Source organism: Methylovirgula ligni (assembly GCF_004135935.1).
Lineage (GTDB): Bacteria > Pseudomonadota > Alphaproteobacteria > Rhizobiales > Beijerinckiaceae > Methylovirgula > Methylovirgula ligni.
In genome coordinates, this window is record NZ_CP025086.1 from 601,387 (window position 1) to 618,216 (window position 16,830).

The window sequence follows — 16,830 nt, forward strand, 5'->3', positions numbered from 1 at the left end:
CGTTGCGCCCCCGGGCGCGTTTGGTGTTGGACGTATTTCGGCGCCAGTCAGATTGCGCCGGTCAGATAAAGGCCGCAAGGGCAGCGTTTGCTTGAGGTCCCCTCAGGCTGAAGGATAGATGGCATGTTCGAAGGGCTTTCGGAAAAGCTCTCTGGCATATTGGACGGGCTGACCCGTCGCGGCACGCTCTCGGAAGAGGATGTGAACCTCGCCTTGCGCGAGGTGCGCCGCGCCCTGCTCGAGGCCGATGTCGCGCTCGATGTCGTGCGCTCCTTCGTCGACAAGGTGAAGAACCGCGCCGTCGGGGCCAATGTCGTCAAGTCGGTCACGCCCGGCCAGATGGTCATCAAGATCGTCAACGACGTCTTGATCGAGACCCTCGGCTCGGACGCGCAGCCGATCGACCTCGACGCACCGCCCCCCGTCGCCATCATGATGGTCGGCCTGCAAGGCGCCGGCAAGACGACGACCTCCGCCAAGATCGCCAAGCGCCTCACCGAACTCCAGAAGCGCCGCGTGCTGATGGCCTCGCTCGACGTGAAGCGCCCGGCGGCGCAGGAGCAGCTCGCCGTCCTCGGCCGGCAGGTCGGCATCGATACGCTGCCGATCATCGCCGGGCAGACGCCGGTGCAGATCGCCAAGCGGGCCGAAGAGGCCGCGCGATTGCAAGGTTATGACGTGGTGATGCTCGACACCGCCGGCCGCACCCATATCGACGAGGCCCTGATGGCCGAGATGGTGGAGATCAAGCGGGCCGCGAACCCGCATGAAATCCTGCTCGTCGCCGACAGCCTCACCGGCCAGGACGCCGTCAATCTCGCCAAGAATTTCGACGATCGCGTCGGCATCACCGGCATTGTGCTCACCCGCGTCGACGGCGACGGGCGTGGCGGCGCGGCGCTGTCGATGCGCGCCGTCACCGGCAAGCCGATCAAGCTGCTCGGCACCGGCGAGAAGATGGATGCGCTGGAGGATTTCCATCCCAACCGCATCGCCAACCGCATCCTCGGCATGGGCGACATCGTTTCGCTGGTCGAGAAGGCGGCGCAGACGATCGACGCGCAGAAGGCGCAGAAGATCGCCGAGCGGATGCGCAAGGGCAAGTTCGACCTCGAGGACTTGTCGGATCAGCTTGCGCAGGTCGAGAAAATCGGCGGCCTCGGCGGCATTATGAGCATGCTGCCCGGCATGGCCAAGATGAAAGACCAGATCGCCTCCGCCAATCTCGACGACAAGGTCATCAAGCGCCAGCGTGCCATCATCTTCTCGATGACGCCGCAGGAGCGGCGCAACCCCGACATCCTCAAGGCCTCGCGCAAGAAGCGTATCGCCGCCGGCTCCGGCACAAGGGTCGAGGACGTGAACCGGCTGTTGAAGCAGCATCGCGGCATGGCCGACATGATGAAACAGCTTGGCTCCGCGAAGCGCGGCCCGCTCTCGCAAATGGCCTCGGCCTTCGGGCTTGGTGGCGGCATGCCAAAACTGCCGGAGCTGCCGCAGGGCCTCTTGAACAATCCGCCGAAGAGCCTTCCCGGCCTGCCGGGTCTCGGCGGCGGCAAGCTGCCGGGCGGTTTGCCCGGTCTCGGCGGCGGTGGATTCAACCCCTTCGGGGGGAAGAAGAAATAACAGGTTTGTTCGTTAGAAAGGAAAACGCAAAATGTCTCTGAAAATTCGTCTCGCACGTGGCGGCGCCAAGAAGCGCCCCTTCTATCGTGTCGTCGTCGCCGATTCACGCATGCCGCGTGACGGCCGCTTCATCGAGAAGCTCGGCACGTTCGATCCGGTAAAGCCGAAGGACGCCGCCGACCGGCTGGTGCTCGACACTGAAAAGGCTCTGGCCTGGATCGCCAAGGGCGCGCAGCCGACGGATCGCGTCGCACGCCTGCTCGACGGGCTTGGCGCCGTGAAGCGCGAAGCGCAGAATAACCCGGAGAAGGCACTGCCGAAGAAGAAGGCGCAGGAGCGCGCCGCAGCCGCCGCCGCCAAGGCCGGCGCCGCCGAAGAAGCCGCACCGGCGGCCTGAACGTGACGCCGAGCCGCCCCGTCCCGCCCCCGGCGCACGATCTTGTGCTCGTCGGGCGGATCGGCGCGGCGCATGGCATCAAGGGCGAGGTGCGCCTCGTCTCCTTCACCGAAGATCCCAAAGCGATCGGCGATTACGGCGCGCTGCAGGATGCAGACGGCAAACGGCGCTTCGAGATCGCGACGCTGCGACGGGTGAAGGACAATATTTTTATTGCGCGTTTCGTCGGTATTTCAACACGCGACGCGGCCGAGGCGCTGAACAATCTCGAGCTTTATCTTCCCCGCGCGGCGCTGCCCGCGGCGGCGGAGGGCGAATTCTACCACGCCGATCTCATCGGCCTCGCCGCTGTCGACGGCGCCGGCACGGAGATTGGCCGCGTGCTGAATGTGCTGAATTTCGGCGGCGGCGATATTCTCGAAATCGCGCCCGCGGGCGGCGGCGAAACTTTGCTGCTGCCGTTCACCACGGCCTGCGTGCCGTCGGTCGATCTTGCGGCAAAGCGTCTTCTCATCGTGCCGCCAATCGAGATCGAGGCCGTCCCCGAGGGCGACGATCTGGACACGTTCCGCTGATGTGGCGCGCAACTATCCTCACGCTCTTTCCCGAAATGTTTCCGGGGCCGCTTGGGCTTTCGCTCGCCGGCGATGCGCTGAAGCGCGACATCTGGAGCCTTGAGGCGATCGACATCCGTGCCCACGGCCTCGGCAAGCATCGCAGCGTGGACGACACGCCCTTCGGCGGCGGTGCCGGCATGGTGATACGGGCCGACGTGCTCGCCGCGAGCCTCGACGCCGCACTGGCGCCGGACGATGCGCGGCCGCGCCTGCTGATGAGCCCGCGCGGCAAGCCGTTGACGCAGGCTCGCGTGCGCCAACTCGCGGACGGCCCCGGCGTCGCACTCGTCTGCGGCCGTTTCGAGGGCATCGACGAGCGGGCGATCGAAGCGCGTGATCTCGAAGAGATTTCGATCGGCGATTACGTACTCTCCGGCGGCGAGCTTGCGGCTTTGGTGCTGCTCGACGCCGCCGTGCGTTTGCTGCCCGGCGTCATGGGCAAGCTGGAATCAGGTGCCGAGGAGAGTTTCGAGAACGGCCGGCTCGAATATCCGCACTATACCAAGCCGCGCACCTTCGAGGGCCGCGCGGTGCCGGAGGTCCTGCTCTCGGGAGATCATGCGAAGATCGCTGCCTGGCGCGAAGCCGAAGCACAGGCGCTGACCGCGGCGCGGCGGCCGGATTTGCTCGCCACGTCATTGCGAGCGAAGCGCGGCAATCCAGAATCGAAATAGGGCTGGATTGCTTCGGCGCTGCGCTTGCGCGCCTCGCAACGATGCTATTCCCCGATGAGATGCAGCACGACTTCACGGTGATGCGGCGCGCGGCGATGTTCGAAGAGATAGACGCCCTGCCAGGTGCCGAGCAGGAGCTTGCCGCCATGCAGGGGGATCGAAAGCTGCGTCTGCGTCAACGCGGCGCGGATATGCGCCGGCATGTCGTCGGGGCCTTCCGCGTTATGGACGTAGAGGTTGCCGTCCTCCGGCGCGATCCGCGCAAAGAAGGCTTCGAGATCACGGCACACATCGGGATCGGCATTTTCCTGGATGAGCAGCGAGGCGGAGGTGTGCCGGCAGAAGAGCGTCAGCAGCCCGTCTTCGATATCGAGATGCGACAGCCAATCCTTGATCGGCTTGGTGATCTCGACAAGCCCTTGGCCGTACGTCTCGACGCCCAGCCTGTGAAGGGCCTGGCGGAGTTCCGTCATTATTCGTCTTCGCCGAATCTGTTGGCGATCAGCGCTTCGAGCGCGTCGAGGACTTCAGCGGCTTCCTTCCCCCTGGCCGTGACGATGATGGTCGAGCCAATGCCGGCGCCGAGCGTCAATATGCCCATGATCGAGGTGCCGCCGACCGTCTCGCCGGCGCGGCTCACAGTGACATCGGCCGCGAACTGCTCGACGCACTGGACGAATTTCGCGGTCGCGCGCGCATGCAGGCCCTTACGATTGATGATCGGCAGTTCGCGCACAAGCGTACCGTCGTCGATCTCGGGAAGGGGTTGCCGGGCCTCGTTCATTTGCCCCCAAGCACGCGGCTGGCGACATAGATATATTTGCGGCCGGCGTCCTGCGCCTGAAGCACCGCCTGGTCGAGGCTCAGCGCGTCGCGGATCGAGGCAAGCTTGATGAGCATGGGCAGGTTGATGCCGGCAACGACCTCGACCTGACCGCCGTTCATCACTGAAATCGCCAGATTGGACGGCGTACCGCCGAACATATCGGTCAAGACCACGACGCCCATGCCGTGATCGACCTGCCTGACCGCCGCGAGAATATCCCGGCGGCGCTCCTCCATATCATCCTCGGGTCCAATGGAAACGGTGGCGATCTGCTTCTGCGGGCCGACGACATGTTCCAGCGCGGCGCGGAACTCGGTCGCCAAATGGCCGTGGGTGACCAGCACCATCCCGATCATTGACAGCACCGTTTCAAGCCGCGGCCATGCCGCGCACCGAGCAAGGACAATCGAAAGACGCTAATGCCGCCGTTCATTTCCTGCCCTTTGATCCTTGACGTTGAAAACCGACGCAAAATTCAAGTCCAGGTCCAGGCTGCTGGGGCGCGAAATTTCCAAGTCGCGATGGGGACGCCATCTTGTGCAGCGCGGCGAAATTCGCAAGTGAAATGACAGCCTCCCGCCTCAGATTGTCCCAAATTGTCGAAGCCATGCCACAGCCGCCAGCGCCGAATCGGTGGCGCCGCCGCCGGCGCGCAAGCGCAAGAGCGGCAATTCTACATCGCAAAGCGTAACATAAGGGTTGACCGGGTCCGGATAGCGCGCCGCCTGATCCGGTGGGAGAAGATCGACGACGAGCCGGACCACGGCGGCGGATTCCGCGCCGATCTCGACGATGCCTTGGCCACGGCGCTCGATTTTGCCGTGCACCGCCGGATGGCCGCGGGCGATCAAGCGTCCGTGATTTGCGAAGAGATGAACCACGTCATCGCCGATCAGGGCGCCGAACCGGCCCATTTGATGCGCCGCCTCCAGCAAGGCCAGCGCCAGGCTGCTCTTGCCCGCGCCGGAAGCCCCACGGATGAGAATTCCGGCCTCTCCCACCGCGACCGCGCTGGCGTAAATCGCGACCGGCGCCGGGGCGGCTCCGCCAACGCTCACCGCGCCGCCCGTATCCAGACAACAAAGCGCGCGCCCAGAATCCGCGGCGCGCCGTCTGCACCCGCGGCGATACGGTTCATCCCCCGGATACGGCCGCCGTGCGCCTCGATAATCTGGCGCGAGATGGAGAGGCCGAGGCCCGAATTCTGACCGAAGCCCTGATTCGGCCGGTCGGTGTAGAAGCGCTCGAAAATGCGCTCGAAGGCGTCGGCGGGAATGCCCGGCCCATCGTCATCGACGATAACCTCGAAGCCATCGGCCAGCGTGCCGTTGGCGAGCGCCGCTTTGGCCGGACGCAGGCTGACGCGGACGCTGCCGCCCGGCTGGGAAAAGGATTTGGCGTTGTCGATCAGGTTGTTGAGAACTTGACCCAGACGCGAGTCGTGACCGAGAATCAAAAAGCCGTTCTTGCGTGCGTCCTCGCCGGGGCCGGGCGCGGCAATATCGAGCATGACGCGCGCGCTCTCCTGCTCGACATGGTTGGCGATCTCGACGACCGTGCCGACGATACGCGCCAGATTGACCGGCTCCATGTCGGCACGGGCGAGTTCGGCATCGAGGCGCGAAGCATCGGAAATATCGCTGATCAGCCGGTCGAGCCGGCGCACGTCGTGCTGGATGATGGCGAGAAGGCGCTTGTGTGCGTCCTCCGTGCGGGCGATCGGCAGAGTCTCGACAGCGCTGCGCAGGGAAGTGAGCGGATTTTTCAATTCGTGCGCCACATCGGCGGCGAAGCTCTCGATGGCGTCCATGCGATGATAGAGCGCCCGCGTCATGTCGCGCAGCGCGCCGGAGAGATGGCCGATCTCGTCGCTGCGGTTGGTGAAATCGGGAATCTCCTGGCGCGATTTGATGCCGCGCCGCACCCGCTCGGCGGCTTCCGCCAGCCGGTGCATCGGCCCGGCGATCGTGCCCGCAAGCAGCAGCGACAGCAGCAGCATGATCGCCGCCGAAACCAGGAAGACGCGGATAATCGCCCAGCGCTCGGAGGCGATGATCGCGTCGATATCGCCGCCTTGCGTCGAGAGCAGAAGCGCGCCGCCCACGGTGTGCAGAAGTTCGATCGGCACGGCGACGGAGACGATCGTCTCGCCCCTGGCGTTCATCCGCACGACGGATTTGGCCTCGTTGGAGAGCGCACGGGCAACTTCCGGATAGGTATTGCCGTTGGCCATGCCGATATCTTCGTAGAGCGGCAGCTCGTTATAGGTGAAGGAGCGCTTCATCGCCGCCCAGATCCGGTCCAGCCAGTTGCCGGTATCCTCGTTCTGCGGCGGCAGATCGAGACGCAGAATGTCGCCGCGCGCGCTGAGCGCGCGTGAATCGAGCAGCAGATAGCCGTCACGGTCGTAGATGCGGGCGCGGGTGCGGGTCGGCGACACGAGCCGGCGCAGCACCGGACCGATACGCTCCGGATTTATGGAAAATTCGAGCGAGGGGCGGCTCTCGTCGGGCGCGCCACCTTTACCGGGGATGAGTTGCAGCAGCTTTTCCGGATCGACGGTGATTGCGTCCGTCGCGACGCTTGCCGAAGCGGCGACAGCCGCGGCGATGATCTCGCCCTGCACCTGCAGGCTCTGCACCCGCGCGTCGATGAGACCTTCGCGGAACTGGTTGAGATAGAGGAAGCCGAGCAGCAGCGCGACGAGGCCGCCGAGGTTGAGCACGACGATGCGGCGGGTGAGCGAGGACGAGAAGCGGATCGCGACCGCCTGCTCAAGCGTGCGGAAACGCCGCCAGAACCGCCACGCGAGGCTGCGCCGGAGGTTGCGCTTGCGCGGGGCTTCGAGGACTTGCTCGAACTGCTCGTGCGCTTCGACGCTCATTCAGATCGCCGCGTTCATTCCTTGAATCGATAACCGACGCCGTAAAGGGTTTCGATCATCTCGAACTCCTCGTCGACGATTTTGAACTTCTTGCGCAGGCGCTTGATGTGGCTATCGATCGTGCGGTCATCGACATAGACCTGATCGTCATAGGCGGCATCCATCAGCGCGTTGCGGCTCTTGACGACGCCGGGCCGGGTCGCCAGCGCCTGAAGAATGAGGAACTCGGTCACGGTGAGCGTCACCGGCTCGTTCTTCCAGGTGCAGGTATGGCGCTCGGGGTCCATCTTGAGCAGGCCGCGCTCGAGGATCTTGGCCTCGGACTCCTTTTGCGCCGCCGCTTCCTTGGGGTTGGCGCGGCGCAGGATAGCGCGGACGCGCTCGACCAGCAGACGCTGCGAGAAGGGTTTGCGGATGAAATCGTCGGCGCCCATCTTGAGGCCGAACAATTCATCGATCTCCTCATCCTTCGAGGTGAGGAAGATGACCGGCAGATCGGACTTCTGCCGCAGCCGCCGCAACAGCTCCATGCCGTCCATGCGCGGCATCTTGATATCAAAAATCGCGAGGTCTGGCGGATTGGTCTTCAACCCGTCGAGCGCGGTCGAGCCGTCGGTGTAAGTCTGAACCCGATAGCCTTCCCCCTCGAGCGCGATGGAAACCGATGTGAGGATGTTGCGGTCATCATCGACCAAGGCGATCGTCGGCATCGACACTCCTAAGGTTCATAAGGACCGAGATGTTGCTAGACGCTACCGGCGGGCCTCATACAGGCACTAGCTAACCCGGCATCAGATGAACACGACGTGAGGGACTTCTTAACCCAAAAGCACCGCCATGCGGCCACGACGTGATCGACGCATGAACGACCTTGGAAACCTCTTCGAGCTTAAGGGCTGAAATGAGGCCGCAATCCGCGTCTAGGCAAGCCATACCATTAGAACTATAGGGGAATCTACCCCTGTAATGGGCAAAAGCGCGCCTTGGGCGTCAGACGGCTCTCGGAGATGGAGAACAGCGGCCATGAATGCCCCCGATCGATCCGAAAACCCGCCGGAAAATCAACCCGAAAGCCCGAAATTCGACGCTGTTGCCGAGGCAAAGCTGCTTCTGCGCACGGTTCGCTGGGCGAGCCTCGCCACCCTCGCACCCGAGTCGGGCGACCCCTTCGCCACCTTGGTCAATGTCGCGAGCGCCCCCGACGGCAGCCCCATCCTGCTGCTGTCGCAGCTCGCGGCCCACCGCCGGCATATCGCGGCCGATCCCCGGGTTTCGCTTCTGTTCTATCTGCCGAAAAAAGGTGATCCGCTGGCGCATCCGCGCCTTACCCTGGGCGGCCGGGCGATCTTGGTCGAAGACACGGCCGAACGCGCCAATCTGCGCGCCCGTTTTCTCGCCCGGCACCCGAAATCCGCGCTTTATGCGGACTTCCCGGACTTCGCCTTCTTCCGCGTCGAATTGGACAGCCTGCATCTCAACGGCGGCTTCGGCCGCGCCGCGCCGGGCCTCACCGTGGCGCAAGTCCTGACTCCGATCGCCGGTGCGACCGAGTTTGTCGCCGGCGAAGCGGGCGCGCTGGCGCATGTAAATCAAGACCACGCCGATTTCGCACCGCTGCTGGCGCAAGCCTTCGGCCGGAAAAGCGGCGGCCATTGGCGCACGCTGGGGTTCGACCCCGAGGGCGTCGATCTCGGCAATGATGAAACGATCCTGCGGCTACCCTTCCCGCAGCCGATCGCGACGATCGCCGAATTGCGGCACGCGCTGGTCGCGCTGGCGCAGTCGGCGCGGACGCAGAACTAAAGGTTTTTTTGGCGCGTTTTCTTCACGCGAACCCGTATCCGCTTCGCTCGAAAACGCTCCAGCTATTTGCGGGCGGCCTCGATCTGCGGCCAGATGGCGTTCCGCAGCGTCGCGTCGTCGATGGGGCCGACGAATTTGAAGGCGATCTTGCCGTCGCCCTTGATGATGTAAGTCTCGGGTACGCCATAGACGCCGAAATCGATGCCGGTGCGCCCGCTCGCATCGACGCCGATGGCCGCATAGGGGTTGCCCTCCTGGCCGAGGTAGCGGCGTGCATCCTCGGGCAGGTCCTTATAGTCGATGCCGACCAGCCTTATGCCCTCACCGGCGAGGCGCTTGTCGTGCGAAAGCGCCACCAACTGCGGATTTTCCTCGTGGCAGGGACCGCACCAGGAGGCGAAAATGTTGAGCACCGTGACATGGCCCTGGCGCAGATCCTTGTCCGAAAGCCCGGGCTGGCCCGCCAGGAGCGCCGGCAGATCGAAAGCCGGCGCGGATTTGTCGATCAGCGCTGAGGGAAGACGCGAGGGATCGCCCGAGAAAAGTCGCCCCAGGAGCAGCGCGACCACGCCAACAAAAATGAACAGCGGCACATAGGCCAGCGGCGCACGTCGCTGGCGCGGAGGCACTTCCGAAGTTTCGTCAATGGGCGGCAGGGTCTCGCTCACGTGCCGGCGTCCCGACCGCGATTTGCCCGCGCGGCGATCCGTTCGAGGCTGCTCTTGAGCGTCCGATAATCGATGAGCGTGCCGAGGATCATGACCGCGATCACCACGAAGGCGATGCCATAGGCGGCGATCACATAGCCCACATGCGGCGCGGCGAGATTCATTCCGCCGGCTCCAGCACGATGTCGAGGGGAGCGGCGCCGGCGGCGGCGAGCAGCGATAGGCGGCGCAGGCGGCGGCGCAAGATTTCGTTGCGGATCGCCAGCATGTGCAGCGTCAGAAACAGCGTGGTGAAGCCGAGCGCCATGATGAGCAGCGGCCAGAGCATCGAGGCTGCGACGGTCGGGCCACCCATGCGGAACACCGAGGCCGGCTGATGCAGCGTGTGCCACCAATCGACCGAGAATTTGATGATCGGAATATTGACCGCGCCGACGAGGGTGAAGATGGCGACCAGCCGCGCCGCCTTGCCCGGGTCCTCGATCACCTGCCACATCGCGATGATGCCGAGATAGATGAGAAAAAGGACCAGCACGGAGGTGAGCCGCGCGTCCCAGACCCACCAGGTGCCCCATTCGGGCTCGCCCCAGAGCGAGCCGGTCGTCAGGCATAAAAACGTGAACCCCGCGCCGAGCGGTGCCGCCGCCTTCTGCGCCACATCGGCGAGCGGATGGCGGAAGACCAGCGTCCCAATCGCCGCCGAGGACATGACGAGATAGACGAACATCGCCATCCAGGCCGAAGGCACGTGCAGATACATGATCCGCACCGTCTCGCCCTGCTGATAGTCCGGCGGCGCGACGAAAAGCGCGAGCGTGAGCCCGACGGCCAGCAGGATGGCCGTGAGCACGGCCATGATCGGCACCAGGACGCGCACAAGCCGCAGGAATTGCGTCGGATTGGCGAAATTCGGCATGCGCTCCATCTAGGCCGCCCGCCCGTGGAAGGCAAATTAAACTGGGGCCTATCCTTGCTGGAAAGTTTGCCCAATCCCGGAAGCGGCAGCACATTGGCAAAGCCCGTAACCGGCGCTAAGCCTCCGGCAAGTGATACCCGGGATGCCCATGGCCCTGAAGGACACGATCAGACCTCGCCTGCCGGGCTGGGCGGACGCGATCTGGCAGCATTGGGAGCAGCACGGCGAATTTCCCAATATCCTGCGGCCGAAGACCTTCTGCGACAAGGTTTTGCATCGCATCCTCTTCGAACGCGACGAGCGGCTGATTGAAACGACCGACAAGCTGCGCGCCCGCGCCTATGTCGAAAAGCGCCTCGAGGCGGCTGTGCTCCCGAGGCTGCTCCATGTGACCGGCGATCCGGCCACCCTCCCCTTCGACGACCTGCCGCCACGATTCGTCGTAAAACCGACGCATGGATCGGGCTGGTTCGAGGTGGTGCGCGACAAGACGCGGCTCGACCGCGCCGCGTTGATCGCGACCTGTCGCGACTGGCTGGCGCGCAGCTATTACGGCCGCCATCGCGAATGGGCCTACAAGAACATCGTCCCGCGCATCCTCGTGCAGGAATTGATCGACGACGGCACCGGGCCGCTGCCGCTTGACTACCGGGTCTATACTTTCGGCGGCAAGACGACTTTCATCATCGTCGACAAGATCGAGAACGGCGTTACCTGCAGCCGTTTCTTCGACCTCGACTGGCGGCGGCTCGATATTTCCAACGGGCTGCCGGAATTTTCCGGCGACCTGCCGCGACCGAAACATCTGGCCGAGATGATGCGCGCCGCCGAAATCCTCGCGGAAGACACGGACTTCGTCCGCGTCGATTTCTTCGACACCGCCGCGCAGCTTTATTTCGTCGAGATGACCTGGACGCCGAACGCGGGTTTCAGGCGTTTTCACCCGCCGGTCTATGAGCGCCACTTCGGCGATCTCTGGGCAAAGCCCGGCCTCGCCGCGGTGAAATCACTCCACCCCGTACCGTAGCGCCGCCGCCGCGGCGAAGGGCGTCAGCGCTACGCTGGCGAGCGTCAGCCCGCAAAGGATCAGAAACGGCGTCTTGAAGCCGACGATTGGATCGCCCGCCGCCGCCACTCCGAAAATCAGAACCGGCACCGCCAGAGGCAGGATCAGCACCGCGAGCAGAAGGCCGCCACGGCGCAGGCTCACCGTCAGCGCCGCGCCGATGGCGCCGAGCAGGGTCAGCGCCGGCGTGCCGACGAGCAGCGAGGCGACGACACGCGGGAGTTCGGCTGGCGCGAGTCCCAGCATCAGGCCGAAAATCGGGCTCGCCGCGACGAGCGGCAGGCCGGTCAGCAGCCAATGCGCCAGGCATTTGACGAGGACGATCAATTCCAGCGGCGTTTCGCTGGTGAGGAAAAGATCGAGCGAGCCGTCTTCGGCATCGGCCTGGAGCAGCCGGTCGAGGCCCAGCAACGTCGCGAGCAGCGCCGCGATCCAGAGGATCGCCGGACCGATGCGTGCCAGCAGCGTCTGGTCCGGCCCCACCGCGAAGGGCGTAATCGTGACGAGGCACAGGAAGAACACGACGCCCATGCTGATAGCGCCGCCGATGCGCCGGCCGATCCGCAGATCGCGCAGCAGCAGTGCCCGGAGCGGCGCCGGTCGAGTGCGCGGGCTCTGGCTCATGCGGCGCGGCCCAGCACCAGTTCCCGTGCCGTGACCGGCAAGGGCGCATGGGTCGCCGCGACGAGGAGACCGCCGGCGGCCAGATGCTCCCGCATCAATTCGCCGACGCTCTCCTGCGAGGCTGCGTCGAGCGCCGTCAGCGGCTCGTCGAGGAGCCAAAGCGGGCGCTGGACAGCGACGAGGCGCGCGAGAGCGGCGCGACGCTTCTGGCCGGCCGAGAGATAGGCGGCTGGGAGATCGGCGACGGCGGCAAGGCCGAGACGTCCGATCGCATGCTCGACATTCTGCCCTCCGAGCAGCGCGGAGGAGAACGCGAGGTTCTCGATGAGCGTTAAGGCCGGTTTCAGGGCATCGGCATGCCCAATATAATGGCAGAGTTCGCCGCGCCGCGCCTCGGTTTCGGGGCTCAAGGCGATCTGCCCGGCGGCGAGCGGCAGGAGACCGGCGAGAGCGCGCAGCAGCGTCGATTTGCCCGCCCCGTTCGGCCCTTTGACGACGAGCGCCTCGCCGGGGCCGAGGCGAAAGCCGAGCCCGGCGAAAATGACGCGTCCGCCGCGTTCGACGCTGAGGCCCGAAGCTTCAATCTGCATGGCGGGCGCGGTCCCGGTCGTCCTATGGCGCGCGGCCTGCATGGCGCGGCTTTTGTTGGTGTAGCGGCTAGATTGGAAATTATCTATAAGCCGGCATCATCGCGTTTCTCAACATCAAGGGCCCTGCAGCCGATGGCTTCGCTCGATTCCTTTAAAAGCCGAAAAATCCTCAATGTCGGCGCCAAAACCTACCATTATTTCTCGCTGAAAGCGGCCGAGAGGCACGGCCTGCCTGGCATTTCCCGGCTTCCCTTCTCGATGAAGGTGCTGCTCGAAAATCTGCTGCGCTTCGAGGACGGCCGCTCGGTCACCAAGGAAGACATCCAGTCGGTTGCCGAATGGCTGACCAATAAGGGCAAGGAGGAAAAGGAAATCGCTTTCCGTCCGACGCGCGTCCTGATGCAGGATTTTACCGGCGTGCCGGCGGTCGTCGATCTCGCCGCCATGCGCGACGCCATGCTGAAACTTGGCGGCAGCCCGCAGAAGATCAATCCGCTCGTCCCGGTCGATCTCGTCATCGACCATTCGGTGATCGTCGATGCCTTCGGCAATTCCAAGGCGCTCAAGACCAATGTCGATCTCGAATATGACCGGAACGGCGAGCGCTATCGCTTCCTGAAATGGGGCCAGGGCTCGTTCGACAATTTCCGCGTCGTGCCACCCGGCACCGGCATCTGCCATCAGGTCAACCTCGAATATCTCGCCCAGACCGTCTGGACGCGGAAGGAAAAATTCTCTCCCGGCAAAGGCAAGGAGGCGACGGTCGAGGTCGCCTATCCCGACTCACTCGTCGGCACCGATTCGCATACGACCATGGTCAACGGCCTCTCGGTTCTCGGCTGGGGCGTCGGCGGCATCGAGGCGGAAGCCTGCATGCTCGGCCAGCCGCTCTCCATGCTGCTGCCGGAAGTCATCGGCTTCAAACTGACCGGCGAATTGAAGGAAGGCGTCACCGCCACCGATCTCGTGCTGACCGTCACGCAGATGCTGCGCAAGCTCGGCGTCGTCGGCAAGTTCGTCGAATTCTACGGCCAGGGCCTCAAGCACCTCTCCCTCGCCGACCGCGCGACCATCGCCAATATGGCGCCGGAATATGGCGCGACCTGCGGCTTCTTCCCGGTTGACGGCGAGACGTTGAACTATCTGCAGACCTCGGCCCGCACGCCGGCCCGTGTCGCCCTCGTCGAGAAATATGCCAAGGCGCAGGGCCTGTTTCGCACCTCGGCGGCGCCGGACCCGATCTTCACCGACACGATCGAGCTCGATCTTTCGACCGTCGTGCCGTCGATGGCCGGCCCGAAGCGGCCCGAGGGCCGCATCGCGCTCGGTGCCGTCGCACCGGGGTTCAAGACCGCGCTCGCGGGCGAATACAAGAAGACCGAAGACGGCGAGAAGCGCTATGCCGTTGTGGGCAAGAATTTCGACATCGGCCACGGCGATGTCGTGATCGCGGCGATTACCTCCTGCACCAACACCTCGAACCCGAGCGTGCTGATCGGCGCGGGCCTGCTCGCCCGCAATGCCGTCGCGCGCGGGCTGACGGCGAAGCCGTGGGTGAAGACCTCGCTCGCGCCCGGCAGCCAGGTCGTCGCCGAATATCTCGCCAATTCCGGCCTGCAGAAAGACCTCGACAAGCTCGGCTTCAACCTCGTCGGCTTCGGCTGCACGACCTGCATCGGCAACAGCGGGCCGCTGCCGCAGGAGATTTCCGACACGATCAACCAGAACGGCATCGTCGCCGCGGCGGTGCTCTCCGGCAACCGCAACTTCGAAGGCCGCGTCAGCCCTGACGTGCAGGCGAACTATCTTGCCTCGCCGCCGCTCGTCGTCGCCCATGCCATCGCCGGCACGGTGACGAAAGATCTCGATACCGAACCGCTCGGCCACGATAAGAAGGGTAATCCCGTCTATCTGCGCGACATCTGGCCATCCACCGAGGAGATCAACGAGTTCGCCGAAAAATATGTGACGAAGAAGATCTTCAAGAGCCGCTACGCCGCCGTCTTCGAAGGCGACGCGCACTGGCGCAAGGTGAAGGTGCCGGACGGCGAGACCTATCGCTGGGACATCGGCTCGACCTATGTGCAGAACCCGCCCTATTTCGAGGGTCTGACCAAGGAGCCGGTGCCGGTAACGGATATCGTCAACGCCCGCGTGCTCGCGCTCTTCGGCGACAAGATCACGACCGACCACATCTCGCCGGCCGGCTCGATCAAGGCCGCCTCGCCGGCCGGCAAGTTCCTGCTCGAACATCAGGTGTCGCAACAGAACTTCAATCAATACGGCACGCGCCGCGGCAACCATGAGATCATGATGCGCGGCACCTTCGCCAATATCCGCATCAAGAACTTCATCCTCTCCAAAGCCGATGGCAGCGTGCCGGAAGGCGGCCTGACCAAGCACTGGCCCGACGGCGAGGAACTGTCGATCTATGACGCGGCGATGAAATATCAGGCCGAGGGCGTGCCGCTCGTCGTGTTCGCCGGCGCTGAATATGGCAATGGCTCCTCGCGCGACTGGGCGGCCAAGGGCACGCGCCTGCTCGGCGTGCGCGCCGTGATCGCCGAGAGCTTCGAGCGCATCCATCGCTCGAACCTCGTCGGCATGGGCGTGCTGCCGCTCACCTTCGAGCCGGGCACGAGCTGGAAGTCGCTCGGCCTCAAGGGCGACGAGCAGGTGACGATCCACGGCCTCGGCGACACGCTGAAACCGCGCCAGACGCTCGAGGCGCTCATCAAATATGCCAACGGCACCGAGAAGAAAGTGCCGCTGCTCAACCGCATCGCGACCGAGGATGAGCTTGAGTACTTCAAGAACGGCGGCATCCTGTCCTACGTCCTGCGCCAGCTCGCTGCGGCGTAACGCAGAAACATCTGACGGAAACAGCGATGGCCGGGCTTAGCCCGGCCATCTTTTTTCCGCGCGAGCGGAATTTCGAGCAAATAGCCGGCGTACTTGCCCCCACTCTCCCAACCTGCTTAAAACCCCGCCGACAGCAGGAGCAGAATATGTCGGTCAACAAGCTTTTCGTTTTGCCGGGCGACGGCATCGGTCCCGAAGTGACGGCCGAAGTCGAGAAGATCGCCAATTTTCTCACCAAGGAAGGCATCGCCCGTTTCGAGATCGAGCGCGGCCTCGTCGGCGGCGCGGCTTATGATGCGCATGGCGTCGCCATCAGCGAGGACGACATGGCGCGCGCTGGCGCCGCGGACGCCATTCTGCTCGCCGCTGTCGGCGGCCCAAAGTGGGACAAGGTGCCTTACGACGTGCGCCCGGAAGCCGGTCTGCTGCGGCTGCGCAAGGACTTCAATCTCTATGCCAACCTGCGCCCGGCGATCTGCTATCCGGCGCTCGCCGACGCCTCCTCGCTGAAGCGCGAACTCGTGGACGGTCTCGATCTCCTCATCGTCCGCGAACTGACCGGCGGCGTTTATTTCGGCGAACCGAAACAGATCATCGATCTCGGCAACGGTCAGAAACGCGCCATCGATACGCAAGTCTACGACACTTACGAGATCGAGCGGATCGGCCGCATCGCCTTCGAACTCGCGCGCAAGCGCCGCAACAAGGTCACCTCGTCCGAGAAGCACAATGTCATGAAGTCCGGCGTCTTGTGGCGCGAGGTCATCATCGATCTGCACAAGCGCGAGTTCCCGGATGTCGAGCTCGAGCATCAGCTCGCCGACGCGCTCGGCATGCAGCTTGTGCGCCGGCCGAAGCAGTTCGATGTGATCGTCACCGACAATCTCTTCGGCGACATGCTGTCCGATGTCGCCTCGATGCTCACCGGCTCGCTCGGCATGCTGCCGTCGGCCTCGCTCGGCGCGGAAGACGCGAAGACCGGCCATCGCAAGGCGCTCTATGAGCCGGTGCATGGCTCGGCGCCGGATATCGCCGGCAAGGGTCTCGCCAATCCGATCGCAATGATCGGCTCATTCGGCATGGCGCTGCGCTATTCCTTTGGCCTGACGGAACTCGCCGACAAGCTCGAAGCCGCCATCGCCGGGGTGCTCGACAAGGGCCTGCGCACCGCCGACATCAAGGGCAATGCGCCGAAGGCGATCTCGACCTCAGAGATGGGCGACGCCATCCTGGCGGAGCTGAAGGCGCGCGTCTGATCGTCATTGCGAGGAGCAAAG

The 16,830-nt window shown here is 64.4% G+C and carries 19 protein-coding genes; 8 read left to right on the forward strand and 11 right to left on the reverse strand.

Features of this window, described 5'->3' with window-relative positions; translation table 11 throughout:
• Positions 1 to 123: 123 nt before the first annotated feature.
• From ffh to trmD, 4 genes are read left to right on the forward strand one after another with little or no spacing between them, the layout of a single operon-like run.
• The gene (gene ffh / locus CWB41_RS02825) at positions 124 to 1,626 is read left to right on the forward strand and encodes a signal recognition particle protein (protein ID WP_115837379.1); all 1,503 of its coding nucleotides are present in this window, start codon (positions 124 to 126) and stop codon (positions 1,624 to 1,626) included.
• 31 nt (positions 1,627 to 1,657) lie between these two features.
• Complete coding sequence (gene rpsP, locus CWB41_RS02830) at positions 1,658 to 2,023, forward strand: 30S ribosomal protein S16 (protein ID WP_115837378.1); 366 nt, start codon at positions 1,658 to 1,660, stop codon at positions 2,021 to 2,023.
• A gap of 2 nt (positions 2,024 to 2,025) precedes the next feature.
• A complete protein-coding gene (gene rimM / locus CWB41_RS02835) occupies positions 2,026 to 2,598 on the forward strand; it encodes a ribosome maturation factor RimM (RefSeq protein ID WP_115837377.1) in 573 nt (190 codons plus the stop codon).
• Entirely contained in the window at positions 2,598 to 3,314 is a 717-nt protein-coding gene (gene trmD / locus CWB41_RS02840; protein ID WP_115837376.1) for a tRNA (guanosine(37)-N1)-methyltransferase TrmD, read from the forward strand. The genes rimM and trmD overlap by 1 nt, the downstream gene beginning before the upstream one ends.
• A gap of 44 nt (positions 3,315 to 3,358) precedes the next feature.
• Here the strand turns inward: trmD and CWB41_RS02845 are convergent, their stop codons facing one another.
• From CWB41_RS02845 to CWB41_RS02870, 6 genes are all read right to left on the reverse strand, one after another.
• Positions 3,359 to 3,787, reverse strand: a complete 429-nt coding sequence (locus tag CWB41_RS02845) for a secondary thiamine-phosphate synthase enzyme YjbQ (RefSeq protein WP_115837375.1) — start codon at positions 3,785 to 3,787, stop codon at positions 3,359 to 3,361.
• Positions 3,787 to 4,098, reverse strand: a complete 312-nt coding sequence (locus CWB41_RS02850; RefSeq protein WP_115837374.1) for an HPr family phosphocarrier protein — start codon at positions 4,096 to 4,098, stop codon at positions 3,787 to 3,789. The genes CWB41_RS02845 and CWB41_RS02850 overlap by 1 nt, the downstream gene beginning before the upstream one ends.
• Positions 4,095 to 4,496, reverse strand: coding sequence for a PTS sugar transporter subunit IIA (locus tag CWB41_RS02855; RefSeq protein ID WP_115837373.1), 402 nt, complete (start codon positions 4,494 to 4,496; stop codon positions 4,095 to 4,097). The genes CWB41_RS02850 and CWB41_RS02855 overlap by 4 nt, the downstream gene beginning before the upstream one ends.
• A gap of 225 nt (positions 4,497 to 4,721) precedes the next feature.
• Entirely contained in the window at positions 4,722 to 5,198 is a 477-nt protein-coding gene (locus CWB41_RS02860) for an HPr kinase/phosphorylase (RefSeq protein ID WP_115837372.1), read from the reverse strand.
• Positions 5,195 to 7,024 carry a stimulus-sensing domain-containing protein gene (locus CWB41_RS02865; protein WP_115837371.1) on the reverse strand — a complete coding sequence of 610 codons (1,830 nt, stop codon included), beginning with the start codon at positions 7,022 to 7,024 and terminating at the stop codon, positions 5,195 to 5,197. The genes CWB41_RS02860 and CWB41_RS02865 overlap by 4 nt, the downstream gene beginning before the upstream one ends.
• 14 nt (positions 7,025 to 7,038) lie before the next feature.
• On the reverse strand, positions 7,039 to 7,734 hold the full coding sequence (locus tag CWB41_RS02870; protein WP_115837370.1) for a response regulator transcription factor: 696 nt from the start codon (positions 7,732 to 7,734) through the stop codon (positions 7,039 to 7,041).
• 313 nt (positions 7,735 to 8,047) lie between these two features.
• Between CWB41_RS02870 and CWB41_RS02875 the strand changes: the two genes are divergently transcribed.
• Positions 8,048 to 8,827, forward strand: a complete 780-nt coding sequence (locus tag CWB41_RS02875) for a HugZ family pyridoxamine 5'-phosphate oxidase (protein ID WP_115837369.1) — start codon at positions 8,048 to 8,050, stop codon at positions 8,825 to 8,827.
• Between the two features lie 62 nt (positions 8,828 to 8,889).
• On the opposite strand, the gene CWB41_RS02880 is transcribed toward CWB41_RS02875, so the two are convergent.
• Genes CWB41_RS02880 through CWB41_RS02890 form a run of 3 tightly spaced genes read right to left on the reverse strand, consistent with a single transcriptional unit; the run spans position 8,890 to position 10,420 of the window.
• A complete protein-coding gene (locus tag CWB41_RS02880; RefSeq protein WP_245411335.1) occupies positions 8,890 to 9,495 on the reverse strand; it encodes a DsbE family thiol:disulfide interchange protein in 606 nt (201 codons plus the stop codon).
• Entirely contained in the window at positions 9,492 to 9,659 is a 168-nt protein-coding gene (ccmD, locus tag CWB41_RS02885) for a heme exporter protein CcmD (RefSeq protein ID WP_115837368.1), read from the reverse strand. The genes CWB41_RS02880 and ccmD overlap by 4 nt, the downstream gene beginning before the upstream one ends.
• Entirely contained in the window at positions 9,656 to 10,420 is a 765-nt protein-coding gene (locus CWB41_RS02890) for a heme ABC transporter permease (RefSeq protein WP_245411334.1), read from the reverse strand. The genes ccmD and CWB41_RS02890 overlap by 4 nt, the downstream gene beginning before the upstream one ends.
• Before the next feature lie 139 nt (positions 10,421 to 10,559).
• Here CWB41_RS02890 and CWB41_RS02895 point away from each other — a divergent pair, with 139 nt between their 5' ends.
• Positions 10,560 to 11,438 (forward strand): ATP-grasp fold amidoligase family protein, encoded by an 879-nt coding sequence (locus CWB41_RS02895; RefSeq protein ID WP_165203945.1) that lies wholly within the window; start codon positions 10,560 to 10,562, stop codon positions 11,436 to 11,438.
• Here CWB41_RS02895 and ccmB read toward each other — a convergent pair.
• A complete protein-coding gene (gene ccmB, locus CWB41_RS02900; protein ID WP_115837366.1) occupies positions 11,418 to 12,101 on the reverse strand; it encodes a heme exporter protein CcmB in 684 nt (227 codons plus the stop codon). The genes CWB41_RS02895 and ccmB overlap by 21 nt on opposite strands.
• Positions 12,098 to 12,691: a heme ABC exporter ATP-binding protein CcmA gene (ccmA, locus tag CWB41_RS02905; RefSeq protein WP_115837425.1), complete on the reverse strand. Its 594-nt coding sequence runs from the start codon at positions 12,689 to 12,691 to the stop codon at positions 12,098 to 12,100. Before ccmA ends, ccmB begins: the two co-directional genes overlap by 4 nt.
• Before the next feature lie 132 nt (positions 12,692 to 12,823).
• On the opposite strand from ccmA, the gene acnA reads away from it, so the two are divergent.
• Entirely contained in the window at positions 12,824 to 15,553 is a 2,730-nt protein-coding gene (gene acnA / locus CWB41_RS02910) for an aconitate hydratase AcnA (RefSeq protein ID WP_115837365.1), read from the forward strand.
• Between the two features lie 146 nt (positions 15,554 to 15,699).
• The gene (gene leuB / locus CWB41_RS02915; RefSeq protein ID WP_115837364.1) at positions 15,700 to 16,809 is read left to right on the forward strand and encodes a 3-isopropylmalate dehydrogenase; all 1,110 of its coding nucleotides are present in this window, start codon (positions 15,700 to 15,702) and stop codon (positions 16,807 to 16,809) included.
• Positions 16,810 to 16,830 lie beyond the last annotated feature (21 nt).

Excerpts from the sequence above, each read along its gene's own strand:
- ccmA (WP_115837425.1), bottom strand. The coding sequence starts at position 12,691 with ATGCAGATTGAAGCTTCGGGCCTCAGCGTCGAACGCGGCGGACGCGTC.
- acnA (WP_115837365.1), top strand. The coding sequence starts at position 12,824 with ATGGCTTCGCTCGATTCCTTTAAAAGCCGAAAAATCCTCAATGTCGGC.
- leuB (WP_115837364.1), top strand. The coding sequence starts at position 15,700 with ATGTCGGTCAACAAGCTTTTCGTTTTGCCGGGCGACGGCATCGGTCCC.
- CWB41_RS02895 (WP_165203945.1), top strand. The coding sequence starts at position 10,560 with ATGGCCCTGAAGGACACGATCAGACCTCGCCTGCCGGGCTGGGCGGAC.
- CWB41_RS02865 (WP_115837371.1), bottom strand. The coding sequence starts at position 7,024 with ATGAGCGTCGAAGCGCACGAGCAGTTCGAGCAAGTCCTCGAAGCCCCG.
- CWB41_RS02845 (WP_115837375.1), bottom strand. The coding sequence starts at position 3,787 with ATGACGGAACTCCGCCAGGCCCTTCACAGGCTGGGCGTCGAGACGTAC.
- ffh (WP_115837379.1), top strand. The coding sequence starts at position 124 with ATGTTCGAAGGGCTTTCGGAAAAGCTCTCTGGCATATTGGACGGGCTG.
- ccmB (WP_115837366.1), bottom strand. The coding sequence starts at position 12,101 with ATGAGCCAGAGCCCGCGCACTCGACCGGCGCCGCTCCGGGCACTGCTG.
- trmD (WP_115837376.1), top strand. The coding sequence starts at position 2,598 with ATGTGGCGCGCAACTATCCTCACGCTCTTTCCCGAAATGTTTCCGGGG.
- CWB41_RS02850 (WP_115837374.1), bottom strand. The coding sequence starts at position 4,098 with ATGAACGAGGCCCGGCAACCCCTTCCCGAGATCGACGACGGTACGCTT.
- ccmD (WP_115837368.1), bottom strand. The coding sequence starts at position 9,659 with ATGAATCTCGCCGCGCCGCATGTGGGCTATGTGATCGCCGCCTATGGC.
- CWB41_RS02855 (WP_115837373.1), bottom strand. The coding sequence starts at position 4,496 with ATGATCGGGATGGTGCTGGTCACCCACGGCCATTTGGCGACCGAGTTC.
- rpsP (WP_115837378.1), top strand. The coding sequence starts at position 1,658 with ATGTCTCTGAAAATTCGTCTCGCACGTGGCGGCGCCAAGAAGCGCCCC.
- CWB41_RS02875 (WP_115837369.1), top strand. The coding sequence starts at position 8,048 with ATGAATGCCCCCGATCGATCCGAAAACCCGCCGGAAAATCAACCCGAA.
- CWB41_RS02890 (WP_245411334.1), bottom strand. The coding sequence starts at position 10,420 with ATGGAGCGCATGCCGAATTTCGCCAATCCGACGCAATTCCTGCGGCTT.
- CWB41_RS02870 (WP_115837370.1), bottom strand. The coding sequence starts at position 7,734 with ATGCCGACGATCGCCTTGGTCGATGATGACCGCAACATCCTCACATCG.